This window comes from Enterobacter cloacae complex sp. 2015409 (genome assembly GCF_041365315.1).
Taxonomy (GTDB): Bacteria; Pseudomonadota; Gammaproteobacteria; order Enterobacterales; family Enterobacteriaceae; genus Enterobacter; species Enterobacter pseudoroggenkampii.
Genome location: NZ_JBFTVM010000007.1, coordinates 75,628 through 94,079 on the forward strand (window position 1 = coordinate 75,628; position 18,452 = coordinate 94,079).

The window sequence follows — 18,452 nt, forward strand, 5'->3', positions numbered from 1 at the left end:
CCTGACCCATTACAAACCGGGAAATAAACAATGAAAAAACCTGACTGTATTCGGCACTGGCGCGACGTAGAAGGTGCGGATGATTCGACCTATCCAGATAGCGATGAGCTTTTTTCTATCGGCGCCCCGTTGGCTCGTAAGCTTGGACTCAGGCGCATTGGTATCCATCATGAGCGTTTGCCGCCAGGGCGCAGAACGTCCTATCCGCATGCGGAAAGCGATGAAGAAGAGTTCATTTATGTGCTCGAAGGTTATCCAGAAGCGTGGATAAATGGCTATTTATGGAAACTTGAACCTGGCGACAGCGTGGGATTTCCTGCCGGAACCGGTATCTGCCACACCTTTATCAACAACACGGAGGAAGAGGTGCGGTTGCTGGTCGTAGGCGAGGCCAACAAGAAGCACAATCGCATCTACTATCCCCTCAACCCGGTGTATGCCGCCACGCGGGAAGATCGCTGGGTAGACCATCCCCCACAGTTTTTTGGGCCGCATGATGGAAAACCTGGGAAAAAATAATTTCCTCTTCTATAAATATTGAGGGCCGTCACAAAATATAACAGGCCGTAAGGGAGTTTTACTTAGGGATAGAAATAGCGGGTCTTTTACTACTTATTCACAGCAATAGTTCGTTCCTGTTTGGGTGATAACAGACAGGGGTTATTTCATAACAGACTATAACGGGCATACTGTGAAAAAAAATTTTAAATTTTCGGTGGTTAGTATTGCTGTCTCCTTGTTTATGGCAAATCAGGCGGGAGCAGCCAATACCTGGACAGAATCACGGAGTGACGCCATGGGCGGGACGGGCGTTGCCTCCGGGAGCTATGGCAGTGGGGCGTTAATTAACCCGGCGCTGCTGGCAAAGGCAAAACCAGACGATGATGTGACGGTCATCTTGCCAGCCGTTGGGGTGCAGGTGACTGATGAAGACAATCTTCAGGACGAGATTGATACCATCAACGACAAAATTAATCACTACAAGGATGTGGTTGATGACCTCACGCCAAGGGAGATTATCACTAATCCGTTAGGTTCCATTAATCAATTCCAGGGCGCGGCCAAAGATCTCGCCGATGAGCTGGACTATCTCAAAGGCAAAACCGCACGCGCGACGGCAGGAGCAGGGCTTGCGGTGAGTATCCCTAACGATGTGCTTTCCGTGGCCTTTATGGCGAAAGGCTATGCTCATGGCCGGGTTAGCTCGTCTATCGATCAGCAAGATATTGATTATCTGCGCGGTATTCAAAGAAGCAAAGTGGTGGCTGCCGGTGTTGCCCTGGACGCTGCGCTGAACGGCACGGATCAGATCACTAAAAACCTCAACTCAACAGCGTCTGGCCGGGCGGCGATTGTGTCTGACTACGGCGTTGCCGTTGCCCGTCAGTTTGACCTCGGCGGCGTCCCGGTTTCCGTAGGCGTGACGCCAAAACTGCAAAAAACCTGGGTCTATAACTACACCACCTCAATCTACGATTACGACAGTAACAAGTGGAACGACAGCCGCTACCGCACAGACGATACGGGCTTTAACGTCGATGCCGGTATTGCGGCTGATTTCGGCGAGAACTGGACGGTCGGCGTGAGTGGCCAAAACCTGATGTCGCGCGATATCGACACCAAAGATATCCGTATCCGCAACGGGCGGACGGGAGAAGTGGTGAGCTATAAAGATACCTACCAGATCCGCCCGCTGGTGACCGCCGGAGCCGCCTGGCACAACGATCTGGTGACGCTGACCGCCGATGGCGATTTGACGGAAACCAAAGGCTTTAAGAGCGAAGATACGTCGCAGTATGTTGGCGTGGGTGCCGAGGTGACGCCGCTCAGCTGGCTGGCGGTGCGTGCGGGTTATCGCGCGGACGTGAAGGGTAACGACAGCAATGTCTTTACCGGCGGTGTCGGTTTCGCGCCGTTTAGCACCGTTCATGTTGACCTGATGGGCCTGTACGGTGAAGACGAAACCTGGGGCGCAGGGGCTCAGCTGAGCATGACGTTCTAAAGTCCACCGGAGGCGCTGCGCCTCCGGCTTTTCTTTGTGCTATAGTAGCGCCCCTTTTCCACCAGATGCTTAAAACTTCGCCATGTCGTCAGAATCACAGACCGCTTTCCCTGCACACCGTTTCTCCATTGCGCCGATGCTCGACTGGACGGACAGACACTGCCGCTATTTCCTGCGCCAGCTCTCCCGCCATACGCTGCTGTACACCGAAATGGTGACTACGGGCGCAATCATCCACGGGAAGGGCGATTACCTGGCCTATAGCGAAGAAGAGCATCCGGTTGCCCTGCAGTTGGGCGGCAGCGATCCGGCCGCGCTGGCGCAGTGCGCGAAGCTGGCGGAAGCGCGCGGCTACGACGAGATCAACCTGAACGTTGGCTGTCCGTCCGACCGCGTGCAAAACGGCATGTTCGGTGCCTGCCTGATGGGAAATGCCCAGCTGGTGGCGGACTGTATCAAGGCGATGCGCGATGTGGTCTCCATTCCGGTCACGGTCAAAACCCGTATCGGCATTGACGACCAGGACAGCTACGAATTCCTGTGCGACTTCATCAATACGGTCTCCGGAAAGGGTGAATGCGAGACGTTCATCATCCACGCGCGAAAAGCCTGGCTCTCCGGCCTCAGCCCAAAAGAGAACCGTGAGATCCCACCGCTGGACTATCCGCGCGTGTATCAGCTGAAGCGTGACTTCCCGCACCTGACCATGTCCATTAACGGCGGCATCAAGTCGCTGGAAGAGGCCAAAGCGCACCTTGAACATATGGATGGGGTGATGGTTGGGCGCGAGGCATATCAGAATCCGGGCATTCTGGCGACGGTTGATCGCGAAATCTTTGGCATCGAAGGCGCAGACACCGATCCGGTTGCCGTCGTGCGTGCGATGTATCCTTACATTGAGCGCGAGCTGAGCAACGGTACGTATCTCGGCCATATCACCCGCCATATGCTTGGGCTGTTCCAGGGCATTCCGGGCGCGCGTCAGTGGCGTCGCTACCTGAGCGAAAACGCACATAAAGCCGGCACCGATATTGAGGTGCTGGAACATGCGCTGCGCCTGGTGGCAGACAAGCGATAACTTTCGCTAAAAGTTCGTCAAATTCACCACGCCCTGCGAATTCTCGCGGGGCGTTTTGCTTTAATAACAACAGGTTAATGCTGGCATGATTCTTGTAATGTTTACTGCATTACTCGGGAACTCGTGGGAGAGCACCATGCTGGAACTACTTTTTGTGATTGGCTTTTTTGTCATGCTGTTAGCGACAGGCGTTTCGCTGCTCGGCATTCTGGCGGCTATCGTGGTAGCGACGGTGGTCATGTTTATTGGCGGACTGTTTGCCCTGACGATCAAACTGCTGCCGTGGCTACTGCTGGCCATTGCGGTCGTGTGGGTGATTCGGGCGATTAAAGCGCCAAAAGTGCCCAGTTATCAGCGCAATAACCGCTTCCGTTACTAAGGTATTGAGGGGTTCGTCACATACTTGTAACTTTTCCGGCGGTATGGCTTAGAACAGAATAGGATTTACTTATCGAATCTGTCACTATGACTGCCGATAACGAATTCATCGAGCTGTACCCTACATACAGCCGAACTAAAAAAAGAAAGGGCTTCCCACGGGAAGCCCAATTTCTTTTTGGGGCTCAGGGAATCAACAAACTCGACCCCTGCGTCGCCCGGCTCTCAAGCACCTCATGCGCGCGCTGCGCATCGGTTAGCGGGTATTTCTGCGCCTCTGCCACATCCACCTTAATGACGCCGCTGGCGATCAGCGAGAACAGCTCGTTGCTGGCTTCCTCAAGTTCTTCCCGGTTGGTGATGTATCCTTGCAGGGAAGGGCGAGTCACATACAGAGAACCTTTCTGGTTCAGGATGCCCAGGTTAACGCCGGTCACCGCGCCTGACGCATTCCCGAAGCTTACCATCAGACCACGACGCTGCAGGCAGTCCAGCGACGCTTCCCAGGTATCTTTCCCTACCGAGTCATACACCACGCGCACTTTTTTGCCGCTGGTGATCTCCTTCAGCCGCTCAACAATGCTCTCTTCACGGTAGTTAATCACCTGCCAGGCTCCCGCCTGCAGCGCGCGCTGCGCTTTTTGTGCATTTCCGACGGTGCCGATCAGCTTCGCGCCCAGTGCTTTTGCCCACTGACAGGCGATGAGCCCGACGCCACCCGCTGCGGCATGAAACAGGAACTGCTCGTCGGGTTTAATTTCATAGGTTTTGCGCAGCAGGTAGTAAACGGTTAAACCTTTCAGGAACGAGGCTGCCGCCTGCTCAAAGGAGATGGCGTTAGGCAGCAGGGCGGCTTTATCCGCCGGGACGTTGTGGACGGAGCTGTAAGCGCCCAGCGCAGACTGAGCATATACCACGCGGTCACCCTCTTTAATATGCTTAACCGCGCTGCCCACTTTGATGACGACACCGGCTGCCTCGGTGCCCAGTCCGCTCGGCATCGACGGAGGCGGGTAGAGCCCGCCGCGAATATAGGTGTCGATATAGTTTATGCCGATGGCTTTGTTTTCAACCTGCACTTCGTTTTCGCCAGGCGCGGTGGGGGTGAACTCCACCGCTTTCAGTACGTCTGGCCCACCGTGTTTCTGGAATTCAATGCGCGTTGCCATGCTCCCTCCGTAAGAAAAATATGGTAATCTTTCGACCCACTCTTTATCTCGGTAACTCCATTCACTATGGCAGGAAACAAACCCTTCAACAAACAGACTGAACCTCGCGAGCGTGATTTCCAGGTCGCAGGGTTAAAAGTCCCGCCGCACTCGATTGAAGCGGAACAGTCGGTGTTGGGCGGTTTAATGCTGGATAACGAACGCTGGGACGACGTCGCCGAGCGCGTCGTGGCGGAAGATTTCTACACCCGTCCGCACCGCCACATCTTTACCGAAATGGCGCGTCTGCAGGAGTCGGGCAGCCCGATCGACCTGATTACGCTCGCGGAATCGCTGGAGCGTCTTGGGCAGCTCGACAGCTGCGGCGGATTTGCCTATCTGGCGGAACTGTCAAAAAATACGCCTAGTGCAGCGAACATTAGCGCTTATGCCGATATCGTGCGTGAACGTGCCGTCGTCCGCGAGATGATATCGGTGGCGAACGAGATCGCCGAAGCCGGTTTTGATCCGCAGGGTCGCACCAGCGAAGACCTGCTCGACCTTGCTGAGTCCCGCGTCTTTAAAATCGCCGAAAGCCGCGCCAATAAAGACGAAGGCCCAAAAAACATCGCCGATGTCCTCGACGCCACCGTGGCCCGTATCGAACAGCTGTTCCAGCAGCCGCACGATGGCGTCACCGGCGTGAACACCGGCTATGACGATTTGAACAAGAAAACCGCCGGCCTGCAGCCGTCGGATTTGATTATCGTCGCCGCGCGTCCGTCGATGGGTAAAACCACTTTTGCGATGAACCTCGTCGAAAACGCGGCGATGTTGCAGGATAAACCGGTACTGATCTTCAGTCTTGAGATGCCCTCCGAGCAGATCATGATGCGTTCACTGGCATCGCTGTCGCGCGTGGATCAGACCCGCATCCGTACCGGTCAGCTCGACGATGAGGACTGGGCGCGCATCTCCGGCACCATGGGCATTCTGCTGGAAAAGCGTAACATCTATATCGATGACTCCTCCGGCCTGACGCCGACGGAAGTTCGCTCCCGCGCGCGCCGTATCGCCCGTGAACACGGCGGTATCGGCCTTATCATGATCGACTACCTTCAGCTGATGCGCGTCCCGTCGCTTTCAGACAACCGTACGCTGGAAATTGCCGAAATTTCCCGCTCGCTCAAGGCGTTAGCCAAAGAGCTGCACGTGCCGGTGGTAGCGCTGTCGCAGCTGAACCGCTCCCTGGAACAACGTGCCGACAAGCGCCCAGTCAACTCCGACCTGCGTGAATCCGGCTCCATCGAGCAGGATGCCGACTTAATCATGTTCATCTACCGTGATGAGGTTTATCACGAGAACAGCGACCTGAAAGGGATCGCCGAAATTATTATTGGTAAACAACGTAACGGCCCTATCGGGACGGTGCGTCTGACCTTTAACGGACAGTGGTCGCGTTTCGACAACTATGCCGGTCCTCAATATGATGATGAGTAATTTCTAAGGAATTCAAATGCAAGCGGCAACTGTTGTCATTAACCGCCGCGCTCTGCGACACAACCTGCAACGTCTGCGAGAACTGGCACCCGCCAGCAAGCTCGTTGCAGTCGTGAAAGCGAACGCTTACGGACACGGTCTTCTTGAGACCGCGCGAACGCTCCCCGATGCCGACGCCTTTGGCGTCGCCCGTCTTGAAGAAGCCCTTCGCCTGCGCGCGGGGGGGATTACCCAACCGATTCTGCTCCTCGAAGGCTTTTTCGAAGCCACAGATTTGCCGACCATTGCTGACCAGCATCTGCATACGGCAGTGCACAACGAAGAACAGCTGGCCGCACTTGAAACCGCCGAGCTGAGCGAGCCGGTGACCGTGTGGATGAAGCTCGACACGGGCATGCACCGTCTGGGCGTGCGTCCGGAGAGCGCCGAAGCGTTCTATCAGCGTTTATGCCGGTGCAAAAACGTGCGCCAGCCGGTGAATATCGTCAGCCATTTCGCCCGCGCCGATGAGCCCGAGTGCGGTGCGACCGAGCGGCAGCTGGATATCTTTAATACCTTCTGCGAAGGCAAGCCGGGGATGCGCTCGATTGCGGCATCCGGCGGTATTCTGCTGTGGCCGCAGTCGCATTTCGACTGGGCGCGACCGGGCATCATTCTCTACGGCGTGTCGCCGCTGGAGAACAAACCCTGGGGGCCGGACTTTGGCTTCCAGCCGGTCATGTCACTGGTCTCTAACCTGATTGCTGTGCGTGACCATAAAGCGGGTGAGCCGGTGGGCTACGGCGGTACCTGGACCAGCGAGCGTGATACCCGTCTTGGCGTGGTGGCGATGGGTTATGGTGACGGCTATCCCCGCGCAGCTCCAACGGGTACACCGGTTCTGGTCAACGGTCGTGAAGTGAAGATTGTCGGCCGCGTGGCGATGGATATGATTTGTGTCGATCTTGGGCCTGAAGCCCAGGATAAGCCTGGCGACGATGTCGTGATGTGGGGGGAAGGGCTGCCTGTTGAACGCATTGCTGAAATCACGAAAGTAAGTGCTTACGAACTTATCACGCGTCTGACCTCGCGGGTAGCGATGAAGTACATTGATTGAACCGCCAATGGAGTGAGGTTTTTATCCTCGCTCCAACTTTATTAACATCCTCTCGACCTTCTCCCACTTCCGGTTTATTGTTGAAATCCCTGCCTCATCGAATTCCGGAGAATCATCGCGTGTTTCAGAAAGTTGACGCCTATGCCGGCGACCCAATTCTCTCCTTAATGGAGCGTTTCAAAGAAGATCCTCGCAGCGACAAGGTGAACCTTAGCATCGGTTTGTATTATAACCACGAGGGTTTTATTCCTCAGCTGCAGGCCGTTGCCGAAGCCGAAGCGCGTCTGAACGCGGTTCCACACGGCGCGTCGCTCTATCTGCCGATGGAAGGGTTAAATACCTACCGCAGCACCATTGCGCCGCTGCTTTTTGGTGCCGATCACGCGGTGCTCGCGCAAAAACGCGTGGCGACCATCCAGACGCTGGGCGGCTCAGGTGCGCTGAAAGTGGGTGCAGACTTCCTGAAAAAATACTTCCCGGATTCAGGCGTGTGGGTCAGTGACCCGACGTGGGAAAACCACGTTGCGATCTTCGAGGGCGCAGGCTTCAAAGTGGCGACCTATCCATGGTTTGACAGCGAAACTAACGGCGTGCGCGTTGAAGCGCTGCTGGAAAAACTGAACACCCTGCCGGAGCGCAGCATTGTGCTGCTGCATCCGTGCTGCCATAACCCGACCGGTGCGGATCTCACCAATGCCCAGTGGGATGCGGTGATCGAGGTACTGAAGGCTCGCAACCTGATCCCGTTCCTCGATATTGCCTACCAGGGCTTTGGCGCGGGCATGGAAGAAGATGCCTATGCCATCCGCGCCGCTGCCAGCGCCGGGCTGCCTGTTCTGGTGAGTAACTCCTTCTCTAAAATCTTCTCCCTGTACGGTGAACGCGTTGGCGGTCTGTCCGTGGTGTGTGAAGACGCCGAAGCGGCAGGTCGCGTGCTCGGCCAGCTTAAGGCGACGGTGCGCCGCATTTACTCCAGCCCGCCGAACTTTGGTGCGCAGGTGGTGGCGACGGTTCTCGGTGACGAAAAGCTAAAAGCGTCCTGGCTTGCGGAAGTGGAAGCGATGCGCCAGCGCATTCAGACGATGCGTCAGGAGCTGGTTAACGTCCTGAAAGAGGCCGTGCCGGGACATAACTTCGACTATCTGCTCAAGCAGCGCGGGATGTTCAGCTATACCGGACTGAGTGCGGCCCAGGTCGATCGTCTGCGCGAAGAGTTCGGCGTCTACCTGATCGCTAGCGGCCGTATGTGCGTGGCGGGCCTGAATGCCAGCAACGTTCATCGCGTGGCGCAGGCGTTTGCTGCTGTAATGTAAGTACTCACCAACTCACCCTCTCCCCGTGGGAGAGGGTCGGGGTGAGGGCATCAGGCCGCACAAAAACGTTGCCCGGCCTTTTGTGATCGTCTTCTTTTTATTCCGCTTCATAAGCAAAAACTCCTTCCCTTCACCTCCCGCTGGGGTTATGGTCGGATAGTTTTTTGACCATCCGCTCAAATTAAAACGATAACAAACTGAATATTCAGGGGAAAATATGCGCAAGATCACACTGGCGCTCAGCGCCGCCTGCTTATTGTTCTCGCTTAATAGCGCCGTCGTCGCGCGAGCTTCTGCCCCGACGCCGCTTTACACCGGCACCACCGCCGCCATTCTTGCCGAGCAGGCACCCATTCACTGGGTTTCCGTGGCCCAAATCGAAAACAGCCTGATGGGCCGTGCGCCAATGGCCGTGGGTTTTGACATTGACGATACCGTGCTGTTCTCAAGCCCCGGCTTCTGGCGCGGTAAGAAAACGTATTCACCCGACAGCGAAGCGTATCTGAAGAACCCGGAATTCTGGGAAAAAATGAACAATGGCTGGGACGAATTCAGCATCCCGAAAGAGGTTGCCCGTGCGCTTATTGCCATGCACGTGAAGCGCGGTGACAGCATTTATTTTGTAACCGGCCGCAGTCAGACCAAAACGGAAACCGTCTCTAAAACGCTGCAGGATGATTTCCAGATCCCGGCGACCAGCATGAACCCGGTCATTTTTGCGGGTGACAAAGAGGGGCAAAACACCAAAACCCAGTGGCTGGAAAAGAAAAACATCAAAGTGTTTTATGGCGATTCGGATAACGACATTACCGCCGCACAGGAAGTGGGTGCCAGAGGGATCAGGGTGTTACGCGCTTCTAACTCAACCTATCGCCCGCTGCCGATGGCCGGAAAGTTTGGCGAAGAGGTGATCGTCAACTCGGAGTATTGAGCCCCTGGCAGCGAGTTTGACTCTTTTTTAATCAAATCTCGCTGCTGCGGGTTTTACCTTTCGTCTTCTTGCTGCACACTTAGAAAGATTCATCTTTCATCACGGAGCAGCCTATGTGGTACCAACAGACCCTGACCTTAAGCGCGAAGCCACGCGGATTTCACCTGGTGACGGATGAAGTCATCGGGCAACTCCGCGACCTGTCGCACGTCAGAACGGGTTTGCTGCATCTGCTGCTTCAGCACACGTCCGCCTCTCTGACGCTGAATGAAAATTGCGATCCCACCGTCCGGTCCGACATGGAGCACCATTTTCTGAAGAGCGTCCCGGACAACGCGCCTTATGAGCATGACTATGAGGGGGCGGACGATATGCCTTCGCATATTAAATCCTCTTTGCTGGGCGTATCGTTGATGCTGCCGGTCCACAACGGGCGGCTGCTGTTGGGAACGTGGCAGGGGATCTGGCTGGGTGAGCATCGTATTCACGGTGGTTCGCGTAAAATTATCGCCACGCTACAAGGGGAATAAAGATGACAATTTCGGAGATACTTCAGTACTGCATGAGCAAGCCCGGCGCGGAGCAGAGCGTCCACAGCGACTGGAAAGCCACGCAGATTAAGGTGGGTGATGTGCTGTTTGCGATGGTGAAAGAGGTAGAAGGCCGTCCGGCGGCATCGCTGAAAACCAGCCCTGAACTGGCGGATTTGCTACGTCAGCAGCATGATGACGTGAGGCCGAGCAAGCACCTCAATAAGGCGCACTGGAGCACCGTCTATCTGGATGGATCGATTCCAGGATCACAGATTTACTACCTGGTGGATGCGTCCTATCAGCAGGCGGTTGAGCTGCTGCCGGAAACCACCCGACAGCAACTCTCCGTGTGACAACTACAGCAACGGCTTAAGGAAGCGCGCGGTGTGCGAGGCTTCGCACTCTGCAACGGTCTCTGGCGTACCGGAGACAAGAATTTCACCGCCGCCGCTGCCGCCTTCCGGGCCGAGATCGACAATCCAGTCCGCGGTTTTAATCACGTCCAGGTTATGTTCGATGACCACGATGGTGTTGCCCTGATCGCGCAGCTGATGCAGAACCTCGAGCAGCTGCTGGATGTCAGCAAAGTGCAGGCCGGTGGTTGGCTCATCCAGAATGTAGAGCGTCTGACCGGTACCGCGTTTTGACAGCTCGCGCGCCAGCTTCACGCGCTGCGCTTCACCACCGGACAGCGTAGTGGCGGACTGTCCCAGACGAATGTAGGTCAGGCCGACGTCCATCAGCGTCTGCAGCTTACGCGCCAGCGCAGGGACGGCGTCGAAGAATTCGCGCGCCTCTTCGATGGTCATATCCAGCACTTCGTGGATGGTCTTGCCCTTGTACTTAATCTCCAGCGTTTCGCGGTTATAGCGTTTGCCTTTGCACTGGTCGCACGGCACGTAGATATCCGGCAGGAAGTGCATCTCAACCTTGATCACGCCATCGCCCTGGCACGCTTCGCAGCGGCCGCCGCGCACGTTAAAGCTGAAACGTCCTGGCGTATAGCCGCGGGAGCGTGCTTCAGGCACACCGGCAAACAGTTCACGTACGGGCGTGAAGACGCCGGTATAGGTCGCCGGGTTAGAGCGCGGGGTACGGCCAATCGGGCTCTGGTCGATATCGATAACCTTATCGAAATGCTCCAGCCCCTGGATGTCGCGGTACGGTGCAGGCTCGGCCAGCGTCGCGCCGTTCAGCGCCGTCTGCGCAATCGGGAACAGCGTATCGTTGATCAGCGTCGATTTACCGGAACCGGACACGCCGGTGATACAGGTAAACAGGCCAACCGGCAGCGTCAGGGTGACGTCTTTCAGGTTGTTGCCGCGCGCGCCGGTCAGCTTCAGCACTTTTTCCGGATCTGCCGCTACGCGCTGTTTTGGCACTTCAATCTTGCGCTTGCCGCTCATGTACTGACCGGTCAGCGACTCGGGTACCGCCATAATGTCCTTCAGCGTCCCTTCTGCAACGACCTGACCGCCGTGCACGCCTGCGCCCGGACCAATATCGATCACGTGGTCTGCGGCGCGGATGGCATCTTCGTCGTGCTCCACCACGATCACCGTGTTGCCGAGATTGCGCAGGTGGATCAGGGTGCCGAGCAGGCGCTCGTTGTCGCGCTGGTGCAGGCCGATGGACGGCTCGTCCAGTACGTACATCACGCCGACTAAGCCCGCGCCAATCTGGCTGGCCAGACGGATACGCTGAGCCTCACCGCCGGAGAGCGTTTCCGCCGAGCGGGAAAGCGTCAGGTAGTTCAGGCCGACGTTCACCAGGAACTTCAGGCGATCGCCGATCTCTTTCAGCACTTTTTCGGCGATTTTCGCACGCTGGCCGGAGAGCTTCAGGTTATTGAAGAAGTCCATCGCGTGGCCGATGCTCATGTCTGAGATGGTCGGCAGCGCCGTGTTTTCCACAAACACGTGGCGCGCTTCACGACGCAGGCGCGTGCCCTTGCAGGTGGCGCAGGAGCGGTTGCTGATGAACTTCGCCAGCTCTTCGCGCACCGCGCTGGATTCGGTCTCTTTGTAGCGTCGCTCCATATTGTGCAGCACCCCTTCGAACGGGTGACGACGCACGGAGGTATCGCCGCGATCGTTCATGTACTTGAACTCAATGTTCTCTTTGCCGGAACCGAACAGAATCACTTTGTGCACGTTCGGGCTCAGGCTGGCCCACGGCGCTTCGACGTCGAACTTGTAGTGCTCTGCCAGCGATTTCAGCATCTGGAAGTAGTAGAAGTTACGCTTGTCCCAGCCGCGAATGGCCCCGCCCGCCAGCGACAGCTCCGGGTTCTGGATCACGCGGTCCGGGTCGAAATATTGCTGGACGCCCAGGCCGTCACACGTCGGGCACGCGCCCGCCGGGTTGTTAAAGGAGAACAGGCGCGGTTCAAGCTCGCGCATGCTGTAACCGCAAATCGGGCAGGCAAAGTTGGCGGAGAAGAGCAGCTCTTCCGCTTTCGGGTCGTCCATGTCGGAGACCACGGCCGTGCCGCCAGAGAGTTCCAGCGCCGTTTCAAAGGATTCCGCCAGACGCGTGGCGAGATCGTCACGCACCTTGAAGCGGTCAATCACCACTTCGATGGTGTGCTTCTTCTGCAGCTCCAGCTTGGGCGGATCGGACAGGTCGCACACTTCACCGTCGATACGGGCGCGAATATAGCCCTGGCTTGCCAGGTTTTCCAGCGTCTTGGTGTGTTCGCCCTTACGCTCTTTGATGATTGGCGCCAGCAGCATCAGGCGTTTGCCTTCCGGCTGCGACAGCACGTTATCCACCATCTGGCTGACGGTCTGGGCCGCCAGCGGGACGTCGTGGTCCGGGCAGCGCGGCTCACCCACGCGGGCATACAGCAGACGCAGGTAGTCATGAATTTCGGTAATGGTACCGACCGTTGAACGCGGGTTATGCGAGGTGGACTTCTGCTCAATAGAGATAGCAGGGGACAACCCTTCAATATGGTCAACATCCGGTTTTTCCATCAGCGACAGGAACTGACGCGCGTACGCAGAGAGTGATTCAACGTAACGACGCTGTCCTTCGGCATACAGGGTGTCGAAAGCCAGTGAGGATTTGCCAGACCCCGAAAGCCCGGTCACGACAATGAGTTTGTCGCGAGGGATTATGAGGTTGATATTCTTGAGATTGTGGGTGCGGGCGCCCCGAACTTCGATCTTATCCATTCACCTTTCCCGGTTGGAACACGGATTGCCTGATTTGTTTGAAGGACAAACGGCTGTCAGAAACGGCTAATTATGACACAATTTAACCTGTTTGAATATACAGTATTGGAATGCATTTTCTGATTCGCTGTGTAACAATGTCGAGTTGCGGGAGAACTCTGGAACGTGCTACGCAACTATCAAAGTGCAGCATGGAAATGGTACACTCGCGCGTTTACACTATTAAGAAACGTATTCAGGAGACACGAACATGGCCAGCAGAGGCGTAAACAAGGTGATTCTCGTCGGTAATCTGGGCCAGGACCCGGAAGTACGCTACATGCCGAGTGGTGGCGCAGTTGCCAACATTACGCTGGCTACTTCCGAATCCTGGCGTGATAAAGCGACCGGTGAGATGAAAGAGCAGACCGAATGGCACCGCGTTGTGCTGTTTGGCAAACTGGCCGAAGTGGCCGGTGAGTATCTGCGTAAAGGTTCTCAGGTCTATATCGAAGGCCAACTGCGTACCCGCAAATGGACCGATCAGTCCGGTGCTGAGAAGTACACCACTGAAGTCGTGGTTAACGTCGGCGGTACCATGCAGATGCTGGGTGGCCGTCAGGGCGGCGGTGCAGCGGCAGGTGGCGGTCAGAGCCAGCAGCAGGGCGGTTGGGGTCAGCCTCAGCAGCCGCAGGGCGGCAACCAGTTCAGCGGTGGCGCGCAGTCTCGCCCGCAGCAGCAGTCTGCTCCGGCACCGTCTAACGAACCGCCAATGGATTTCGACGACGACATTCCGTTCTGATCAATGGATGAGAAAACAAAAAACCCAGACATCGTCTGGGTTTTTTTATTGATGAAGGGATCAGGTAATGACCATCGGCCAGTCTGGCGGTGTGTGGCTCATCGCCTCAACCATCACCACTTTAATATTTTCCCAGACGGCGGCGATATCCAGCAGAGTGATGCCAAGCAGACCCGTTGCAAACCAGCAGGCTGCACCCAGCCCCAGCAGGGTGCTGATGACAGCGAGACCCGCGTAGTCAGATTTACGAAACTGAATGTTCAGCGTGCTGGCCAAAAACATCAGTACCGCACTCAACAAAGGCCAGCGCAGGAGAACCATGCTGGTCGTAATGGTTGCCATAAAACCCATCCTCAACAAAACAGACGAACTGAATGAAACAGATTTTTTCGTTACACTATACTTGTGAACTATATCACATTTGCTGTTTTATTCGCCAGTCCCGGGGTGATGAAAAACGGGTGATTCATAGTTGCCGAGAATCAATGGGCGCCTGAGTGAAAATATATCTTTGCTGGCTAAGTTCTCCAGTTCCCGCACTCTTTATAATGAATTCATTAAGATAGCAAAACTGATGCAAAAGGATGCTCACTGTACAATGTTTACAGCAATAACCCTATGGCTTATGCTTGAGTGGACAATTAATTTTACTCGCAGCTAACCTTTCAGGTTTTTGAATTTAATTATTTTTTTTATTTCTTTGTACGTTTTTAATTACACACAACGTTGTTTTAATTCGCTACGCTGAGATTCAGCCTGTGCGTTGGTTTGTCGATTTTTCGAATCTGAAGAAAGTTGCGTCCGGTTTATCGCCTGATAATCAGCGAAAAAAATGAAAGAAAACCGACGTGAGATTGTTAATGACAGCATGCAAGCGTTGCATGCGCTGGCTAAGCTGATGCCTCAGCTTCATGCTCAATGTTCTCTGACCGACATGCTGACGACCATCAGTCGCGCGCTGGGCGCAAGTCTCGCCTGGGTAAGCGTTAATGGTGATGACGGGCTACAGCGCGTGGTATGCGCCGGGGAGATGACCTGCCATCCCTTCGAAGTGGCCGATTTCCTGGCGGACACCCTGCTCCAGCGGCATCATCGTTCATGGCGGGTGGTCTACTGGAAAGAGAATATTGGCCGTGCGTTATTTCCTCCTCAGCACCCGGGCTATGCGCAGTTGCATAGCGGTGTCCTGTGCAAACTTTCAACCCATAACTGGCACTGCAGCGGCTATTTCTTTTTAGCGTTTGATGAACGGCTCTCTTCTCTGCCAATTCTGAAAAATATCGTCGTAGTGCTGGTCGAAAAATTAAAAGACTATTTCGCGGAAATTATTGCCCGGGAGAAAACTGCCCAGGAAATGCAGCGTGTCGTGACGCAATATAAGACGCTCTTTGAACGCGCCCCGGTTTTAATGAACTCTTTCGACAAATTTAACCGCTGCGTGCTGTGGAATGCCGAATGTGAAAAAGTATTCGGCTGGACGATGGCGGAGATCGCGGAACATGCCGATCCGCTTTCGCTGTTTTATCCTGACCCTGAAGAGCGGCGGCGGGTAAGAGAGTCGGTGAATGTCTCGCCGCTGAAGGATATGTATGAGTGGCATCCGCTACGCAAAGACGGGACCCCGCTGACGGTGCTGTGGTCCAACATTCTGTTGCCGGACAACTCTATCCTCAATATTGGGCTGGATATCACCGAGCGGAAAAAAGCCGAGCAGCAGCTGCAGGTAAAAGCCACTACTGACGATCTCACCGGCTGCTTTAACCGTTCGGCGATTTTGCAGCAGCTTGAGCTTGCGCTGGCGGCCAGTGCCCGGCATGAGGTTAACAGCCATTTTTGCGTCCTGATGTTTGACCTGGATTTCTTCAAACAGATCAACGATGAGTGGGGGCACCCGGTGGGTGATGCGGCGCTCCTTCACTTTTGTAACGCGATCCGTGAGTTATCACCTTCAGATTCGGCATTAGGGCGCGTGGGAGGAGAAGAGTTTTTGCTCTTGCTGGCGCAAACAAACGGCAATGGCGCTGCGCAGTTATCCGCCAGGTTGCGCACCTTTCTGCAAACCAACCCGCTGGCCGTGGGGGAGAGAAAACTGTCGCTGTCATTTAGTGCCGGGGTTGTGGAAGTAAGCGGGGGACAGCGGGATACTTCAGTCTTGCTGAGGCGTGCCGATAAAGCATTATATGAGGCCAAGCATTCGGGGCGAGGAAAAACGGTGGTGGCAGCTGATTATTTATAAATCAACGAACAAAATACGCCCGAACAAATAGCATGAAATGCCATGTCGAGGTTATGATTTTTCGAGCTGTTACAAGTTTGGCTTAATCAACAATCGTCTGTTGTGTTATCTTCCCACCGCCCTTGCGGGCTGGATAATTATTTTCCTTAATTGAAACGGAACGAATACTTACAGTTTAGCTTACGGGAAAATATTATCGTCATAACGAAATTTAAGATTTTTAATACGAAAAGTCAGTTGCTAACTTCGCATGATTCATGCAACGTAATCACCTGTTTAACAAAGCATCCGGCCTTCATTACTACAGGCGTACAACATGCAGGGATATAGGGCGGGAAATGAATCGTAGCGCGCGGCGCAAAATGCTCAGGGTGGTAGGGATCATCATGGTAGTTATGCTGCCTGTGATGCTTGCGCTATGGTTTGCCCAGCTACGCGCCGTATCTGAAACAAGCGCCCAGCTACGGACATTTGCTGAACTGGCTTTAGACAAAACAGAACTGGTTATTCAACAGGTTGATCTGGCCCGGGACGAGGCTGAAAAATATCAGGGTGAGCTTTGCACGCCGGGACATCGTCAATATATGCTGAACGTTGTTCGTGGCCGGCTGTTTGTCGCCGATTTAATTTACGCTCAAGGTCAGAATTTTCTTTGTTCGACCGTTTTTACACCGGATCATCCCTACGCTATTCCTGTCGCTAATTACACGCGTAAACCTGACGTCGCTATCTATTATTATCGCGATACCCCATTTTATACTGGTTATAAAATGACATATATGCAGCGCGGAAATTATGTGGTGGTCGTCAATCCACTTTCATACAGCGAAGTCATGTCCGCGGATCATTCTCTCTCATGGGGAGTGTACGACACGGTAACCAATGCTTTCTTTTCCGTCAGCCAGAAAGCCAATGTTTCTTTATTAAATTCGATGATTCGGGATAAGGAATCGGTATTTCAAAAAGATAACCGCTTTTATACGATCGTAAGTTCCCCCAAAAGACCGATTGCGGCCATTGTATCGACATCGAATAAACGCTTTTATGAAACGCTTTATCACCAGGCGACGTTGACGCTGCCGCTGGGCATGATCTGCAGCATTATTATTTTGCTGGTATGGTCCCGTACACATCGTGAGCTCAATTCGCCGGGGCGCTTACTGCACCGGGCACTGACCAAACGACAGCTTTGCGTGCACTATCAGCCGATTATTGATATCAAGAACAACCGGTGCGTGGGCGCGGAGGCGTTATTACGCTGGCCTGGTTTTAACGGGCAGGTGATGAGTCCGGCGGAGTTTATTCCGCTGGCGGAAAATGAGGGGATGAGCGAGCGGATCACAGACTATGTCGTTGAAGAGGTGTTCAGCGATCTGGGTCATTTCCTGGCCGAGCATCCCCATCTCTATATTTCGATTAACCTGTCGGCCACGGATTTCCACTCCTCGCGGCTGATCGCCATGATTTCCGAGAAGGCTCGCCACTACGCCGTCCGTGCGCAGCAAATCAAAATAGAAGTGACGGAACGCGGTTTTATCGATGTGCCAAAAACCACGCCGGTGATACAGGCTTTCCGTCAGGCGGGTTATGAAGTCGCGATTGATGATTTTGGTACCGGTTACTCGAACCTGCACAACCTCTACTCGCTGAACGTGGATATCCTGAAAATCGATAAATCGTTTATCGATACCTTAACGACCAACAGTACCAGCCACCTGATCGCCGAGCATATTATCGAGATGGCGCAAAGCCTGCGGCTGAAAACCATTGCGGAAGGGGTAGAGACGGCAGAGCAGGTAAGCTGGCTGTTGAAGCGCGGCGTCCAGTTTTGTCAGGGATGGCACTTCGCGAAAGCGATGCCGCCCCAGGAATTTATGACCTGGCAGCAGCAACCTTTGCACTGATATTCATTAATTCAACTGGTGGCGATAGTCGCTCGGCGTGCGGTCAAACTCGCGGCGAAACACGCGGGAAAAGGTTTGTTGCGACACATAGCCAAGATCCATCGCGATATCAAAAATCGGCCGCTGCGTTGAGCGTAGCGCCTGCGCCGCCAGCAGCAGTCTGCGCTGGCGAATGTACTCACCCAGGGTCTGATGCATGACCGTGCGGAACATTCTCTGTAAATACCATTTCGAATAGCCCGACTTCTTAGCGACCACATCGATGTTCAACGGTTGGTCGATATGGTCATCAATCCATTCAATAAGCGTCTGAATAATCTGCTGATGCGACATAAGGTTGCCCCTCTGTAGATACAACTATCTCGGTTAATTC

17 protein-coding genes are annotated in these 18,452 nt (G+C 54.7%); 13 read left to right on the top strand and 4 right to left on the bottom strand.

From position 1 onward, the window contains the following. Positions 1–30 precede the first annotated feature (30 nt). The 4 genes from ACDO57_RS21300 (at position 31) to pspG (ending at position 3,459) form a co-directional block, all read left to right on the top strand. Complete coding sequence (locus ACDO57_RS21300) at positions 31–519, top strand: cupin domain-containing protein (RefSeq protein WP_024906713.1); 489 nt, start codon at positions 31–33, stop codon at positions 517–519. Between the two features lie 172 nt (positions 520–691). Next, complete coding sequence (locus ACDO57_RS21305) at positions 692–2,002, top strand: conjugal transfer protein TraF (protein ID WP_024906714.1); 1,311 nt, start codon at positions 692–694, stop codon at positions 2,000–2,002. 82 nt (positions 2,003–2,084) lie between these two features. Beyond that, a complete protein-coding gene (dusA, locus tag ACDO57_RS21310) occupies positions 2,085–3,080 on the top strand; it encodes a tRNA dihydrouridine(20/20a) synthase DusA (protein WP_370884567.1) in 996 nt (331 codons plus the stop codon). 136 nt (positions 3,081–3,216) lie between these two features. Beyond that, positions 3,217–3,459, top strand: coding sequence for an envelope stress response protein PspG (pspG, locus tag ACDO57_RS21315; RefSeq protein ID WP_023310044.1), 243 nt, complete (start codon positions 3,217–3,219; stop codon positions 3,457–3,459). Positions 3,460–3,643: 184 nt separating this feature from the next. On the opposite strand, the gene ACDO57_RS21320 is transcribed toward pspG, so the two are convergent. Further along, positions 3,644–4,627: a quinone oxidoreductase gene (locus tag ACDO57_RS21320; protein WP_090420764.1), complete on the bottom strand. Its 984-nt coding sequence runs from the start codon at positions 4,625–4,627 to the stop codon at positions 3,644–3,646. Between the two features lie 66 nt (positions 4,628–4,693). On the opposite strand from ACDO57_RS21320, the gene dnaB reads away from it, so the two are divergent. From dnaB to ACDO57_RS21350, 6 genes are all read left to right on the top strand, one after another. Next, positions 4,694–6,106, top strand: coding sequence for a replicative DNA helicase (gene dnaB / locus ACDO57_RS21325; protein ID WP_023310046.1), 1,413 nt, complete (start codon positions 4,694–4,696; stop codon positions 6,104–6,106). Between the two features lie 16 nt (positions 6,107–6,122). Further along, on the top strand, positions 6,123–7,202 hold the full coding sequence (alr, locus tag ACDO57_RS21330) for an alanine racemase (RefSeq protein ID WP_061716136.1): 1,080 nt from the start codon (positions 6,123–6,125) through the stop codon (positions 7,200–7,202). Between the two features lie 119 nt (positions 7,203–7,321). Continuing rightward, the gene (gene tyrB, locus ACDO57_RS21335) at positions 7,322–8,515 is read left to right on the top strand and encodes an aromatic amino acid transaminase (protein ID WP_024906719.1); all 1,194 of its coding nucleotides are present in this window, start codon (positions 7,322–7,324) and stop codon (positions 8,513–8,515) included. 217 nt (positions 8,516–8,732) lie between these two features. Then, entirely contained in the window at positions 8,733–9,446 is a 714-nt protein-coding gene (gene aphA, locus ACDO57_RS21340) for an acid phosphatase AphA (RefSeq protein ID WP_370884568.1), read from the top strand. Positions 9,447–9,559: 113 nt separating this feature from the next. Then, positions 9,560–9,976, top strand: coding sequence for a secondary thiamine-phosphate synthase enzyme YjbQ (locus tag ACDO57_RS21345; RefSeq protein WP_157188483.1), 417 nt, complete (start codon positions 9,560–9,562; stop codon positions 9,974–9,976). A gap of 2 nt (positions 9,977–9,978) precedes the next feature. Beyond that, positions 9,979–10,332, top strand: a complete 354-nt coding sequence (locus ACDO57_RS21350; protein ID WP_023310053.1) for an MmcQ/YjbR family DNA-binding protein — start codon at positions 9,979–9,981, stop codon at positions 10,330–10,332. A 3-nt stretch (positions 10,333–10,335) separates the two neighbouring features. Here the strand turns inward: ACDO57_RS21350 and uvrA are convergent, their stop codons facing one another. Then, on the bottom strand, positions 10,336–13,158 hold the full coding sequence (gene uvrA, locus ACDO57_RS21355) for an excinuclease ABC subunit UvrA (RefSeq protein WP_370884569.1): 2,823 nt from the start codon (positions 13,156–13,158) through the stop codon (positions 10,336–10,338). Between the two features lie 250 nt (positions 13,159–13,408). Here uvrA and ssb1 point away from each other — a divergent pair, with 250 nt between their 5' ends. Beyond that, positions 13,409–13,939, top strand: a complete 531-nt coding sequence (ssb1, locus tag ACDO57_RS21360; protein ID WP_024906723.1) for a single-stranded DNA-binding protein SSB1 — start codon at positions 13,409–13,411, stop codon at positions 13,937–13,939. A 60-nt stretch (positions 13,940–13,999) separates the two neighbouring features. Here the strand turns inward: ssb1 and ACDO57_RS21365 are convergent, their stop codons facing one another. Beyond that, on the bottom strand, positions 14,000–14,281 hold the full coding sequence (locus ACDO57_RS21365; RefSeq protein ID WP_008503385.1) for a YjcB family protein: 282 nt from the start codon (positions 14,279–14,281) through the stop codon (positions 14,000–14,002). Positions 14,282–14,771: 490 nt separating this feature from the next. On the opposite strand from ACDO57_RS21365, the gene ACDO57_RS21370 reads away from it, so the two are divergent. Beyond that, positions 14,772–16,175 (top strand): sensor domain-containing diguanylate cyclase, encoded by a 1,404-nt coding sequence (locus ACDO57_RS21370; protein WP_024906724.1) that lies wholly within the window; start codon positions 14,772–14,774, stop codon positions 16,173–16,175. 338 nt (positions 16,176–16,513) lie between these two features. Beyond that, complete coding sequence (locus ACDO57_RS21375) at positions 16,514–18,079, top strand: EAL domain-containing protein (protein ID WP_024906725.1); 1,566 nt, start codon at positions 16,514–16,516, stop codon at positions 18,077–18,079. 6 nt (positions 18,080–18,085) lie between these two features. On the opposite strand, the gene soxS is transcribed toward ACDO57_RS21375, so the two are convergent. After that, a complete protein-coding gene (soxS, locus tag ACDO57_RS21380) occupies positions 18,086–18,412 on the bottom strand; it encodes a superoxide response transcriptional regulator SoxS (protein WP_008503387.1) in 327 nt (108 codons plus the stop codon). Positions 18,413–18,452: the final 40 nt, after the last annotated feature.

Bases quoted from the DNA above. Each gene is read 5' to 3' on its own strand.
- ACDO57_RS21300 (WP_024906713.1), top strand. From the start codon at position 31: ATGAAAAAACCTGACTGTATTCGGCACTGGCGCGACGTAGAAGGTGCG.
- dusA (WP_370884567.1), top strand. From the start codon at position 2,085: ATGTCGTCAGAATCACAGACCGCTTTCCCTGCACACCGTTTCTCCATT.
- pspG (WP_023310044.1), top strand. From the start codon at position 3,217: ATGCTGGAACTACTTTTTGTGATTGGCTTTTTTGTCATGCTGTTAGCG.
- ACDO57_RS21320 (WP_090420764.1), bottom strand. From the start codon at position 4,627: ATGGCAACGCGCATTGAATTCCAGAAACACGGTGGGCCAGACGTACTG.
- dnaB (WP_023310046.1), top strand. From the start codon at position 4,694: ATGGCAGGAAACAAACCCTTCAACAAACAGACTGAACCTCGCGAGCGT.
- alr (WP_061716136.1), top strand. From the start codon at position 6,123: ATGCAAGCGGCAACTGTTGTCATTAACCGCCGCGCTCTGCGACACAAC.
- aphA (WP_370884568.1), top strand. From the start codon at position 8,733: ATGCGCAAGATCACACTGGCGCTCAGCGCCGCCTGCTTATTGTTCTCG.
- ACDO57_RS21345 (WP_157188483.1), top strand. From the start codon at position 9,560: ATGTGGTACCAACAGACCCTGACCTTAAGCGCGAAGCCACGCGGATTT.
- ACDO57_RS21350 (WP_023310053.1), top strand. From the start codon at position 9,979: ATGACAATTTCGGAGATACTTCAGTACTGCATGAGCAAGCCCGGCGCG.
- uvrA (WP_370884569.1), bottom strand. From the start codon at position 13,158: ATGGATAAGATCGAAGTTCGGGGCGCCCGCACCCACAATCTCAAGAAT.
- ssb1 (WP_024906723.1), top strand. From the start codon at position 13,409: ATGGCCAGCAGAGGCGTAAACAAGGTGATTCTCGTCGGTAATCTGGGC.
- ACDO57_RS21365 (WP_008503385.1), bottom strand. From the start codon at position 14,281: ATGGCAACCATTACGACCAGCATGGTTCTCCTGCGCTGGCCTTTGTTG.
- ACDO57_RS21370 (WP_024906724.1), top strand. From the start codon at position 14,772: ATGAAAGAAAACCGACGTGAGATTGTTAATGACAGCATGCAAGCGTTG.
- ACDO57_RS21375 (WP_024906725.1), top strand. From the start codon at position 16,514: ATGAATCGTAGCGCGCGGCGCAAAATGCTCAGGGTGGTAGGGATCATC.
- soxS (WP_008503387.1), bottom strand. From the start codon at position 18,412: ATGTCGCATCAGCAGATTATTCAGACGCTTATTGAATGGATTGATGAC.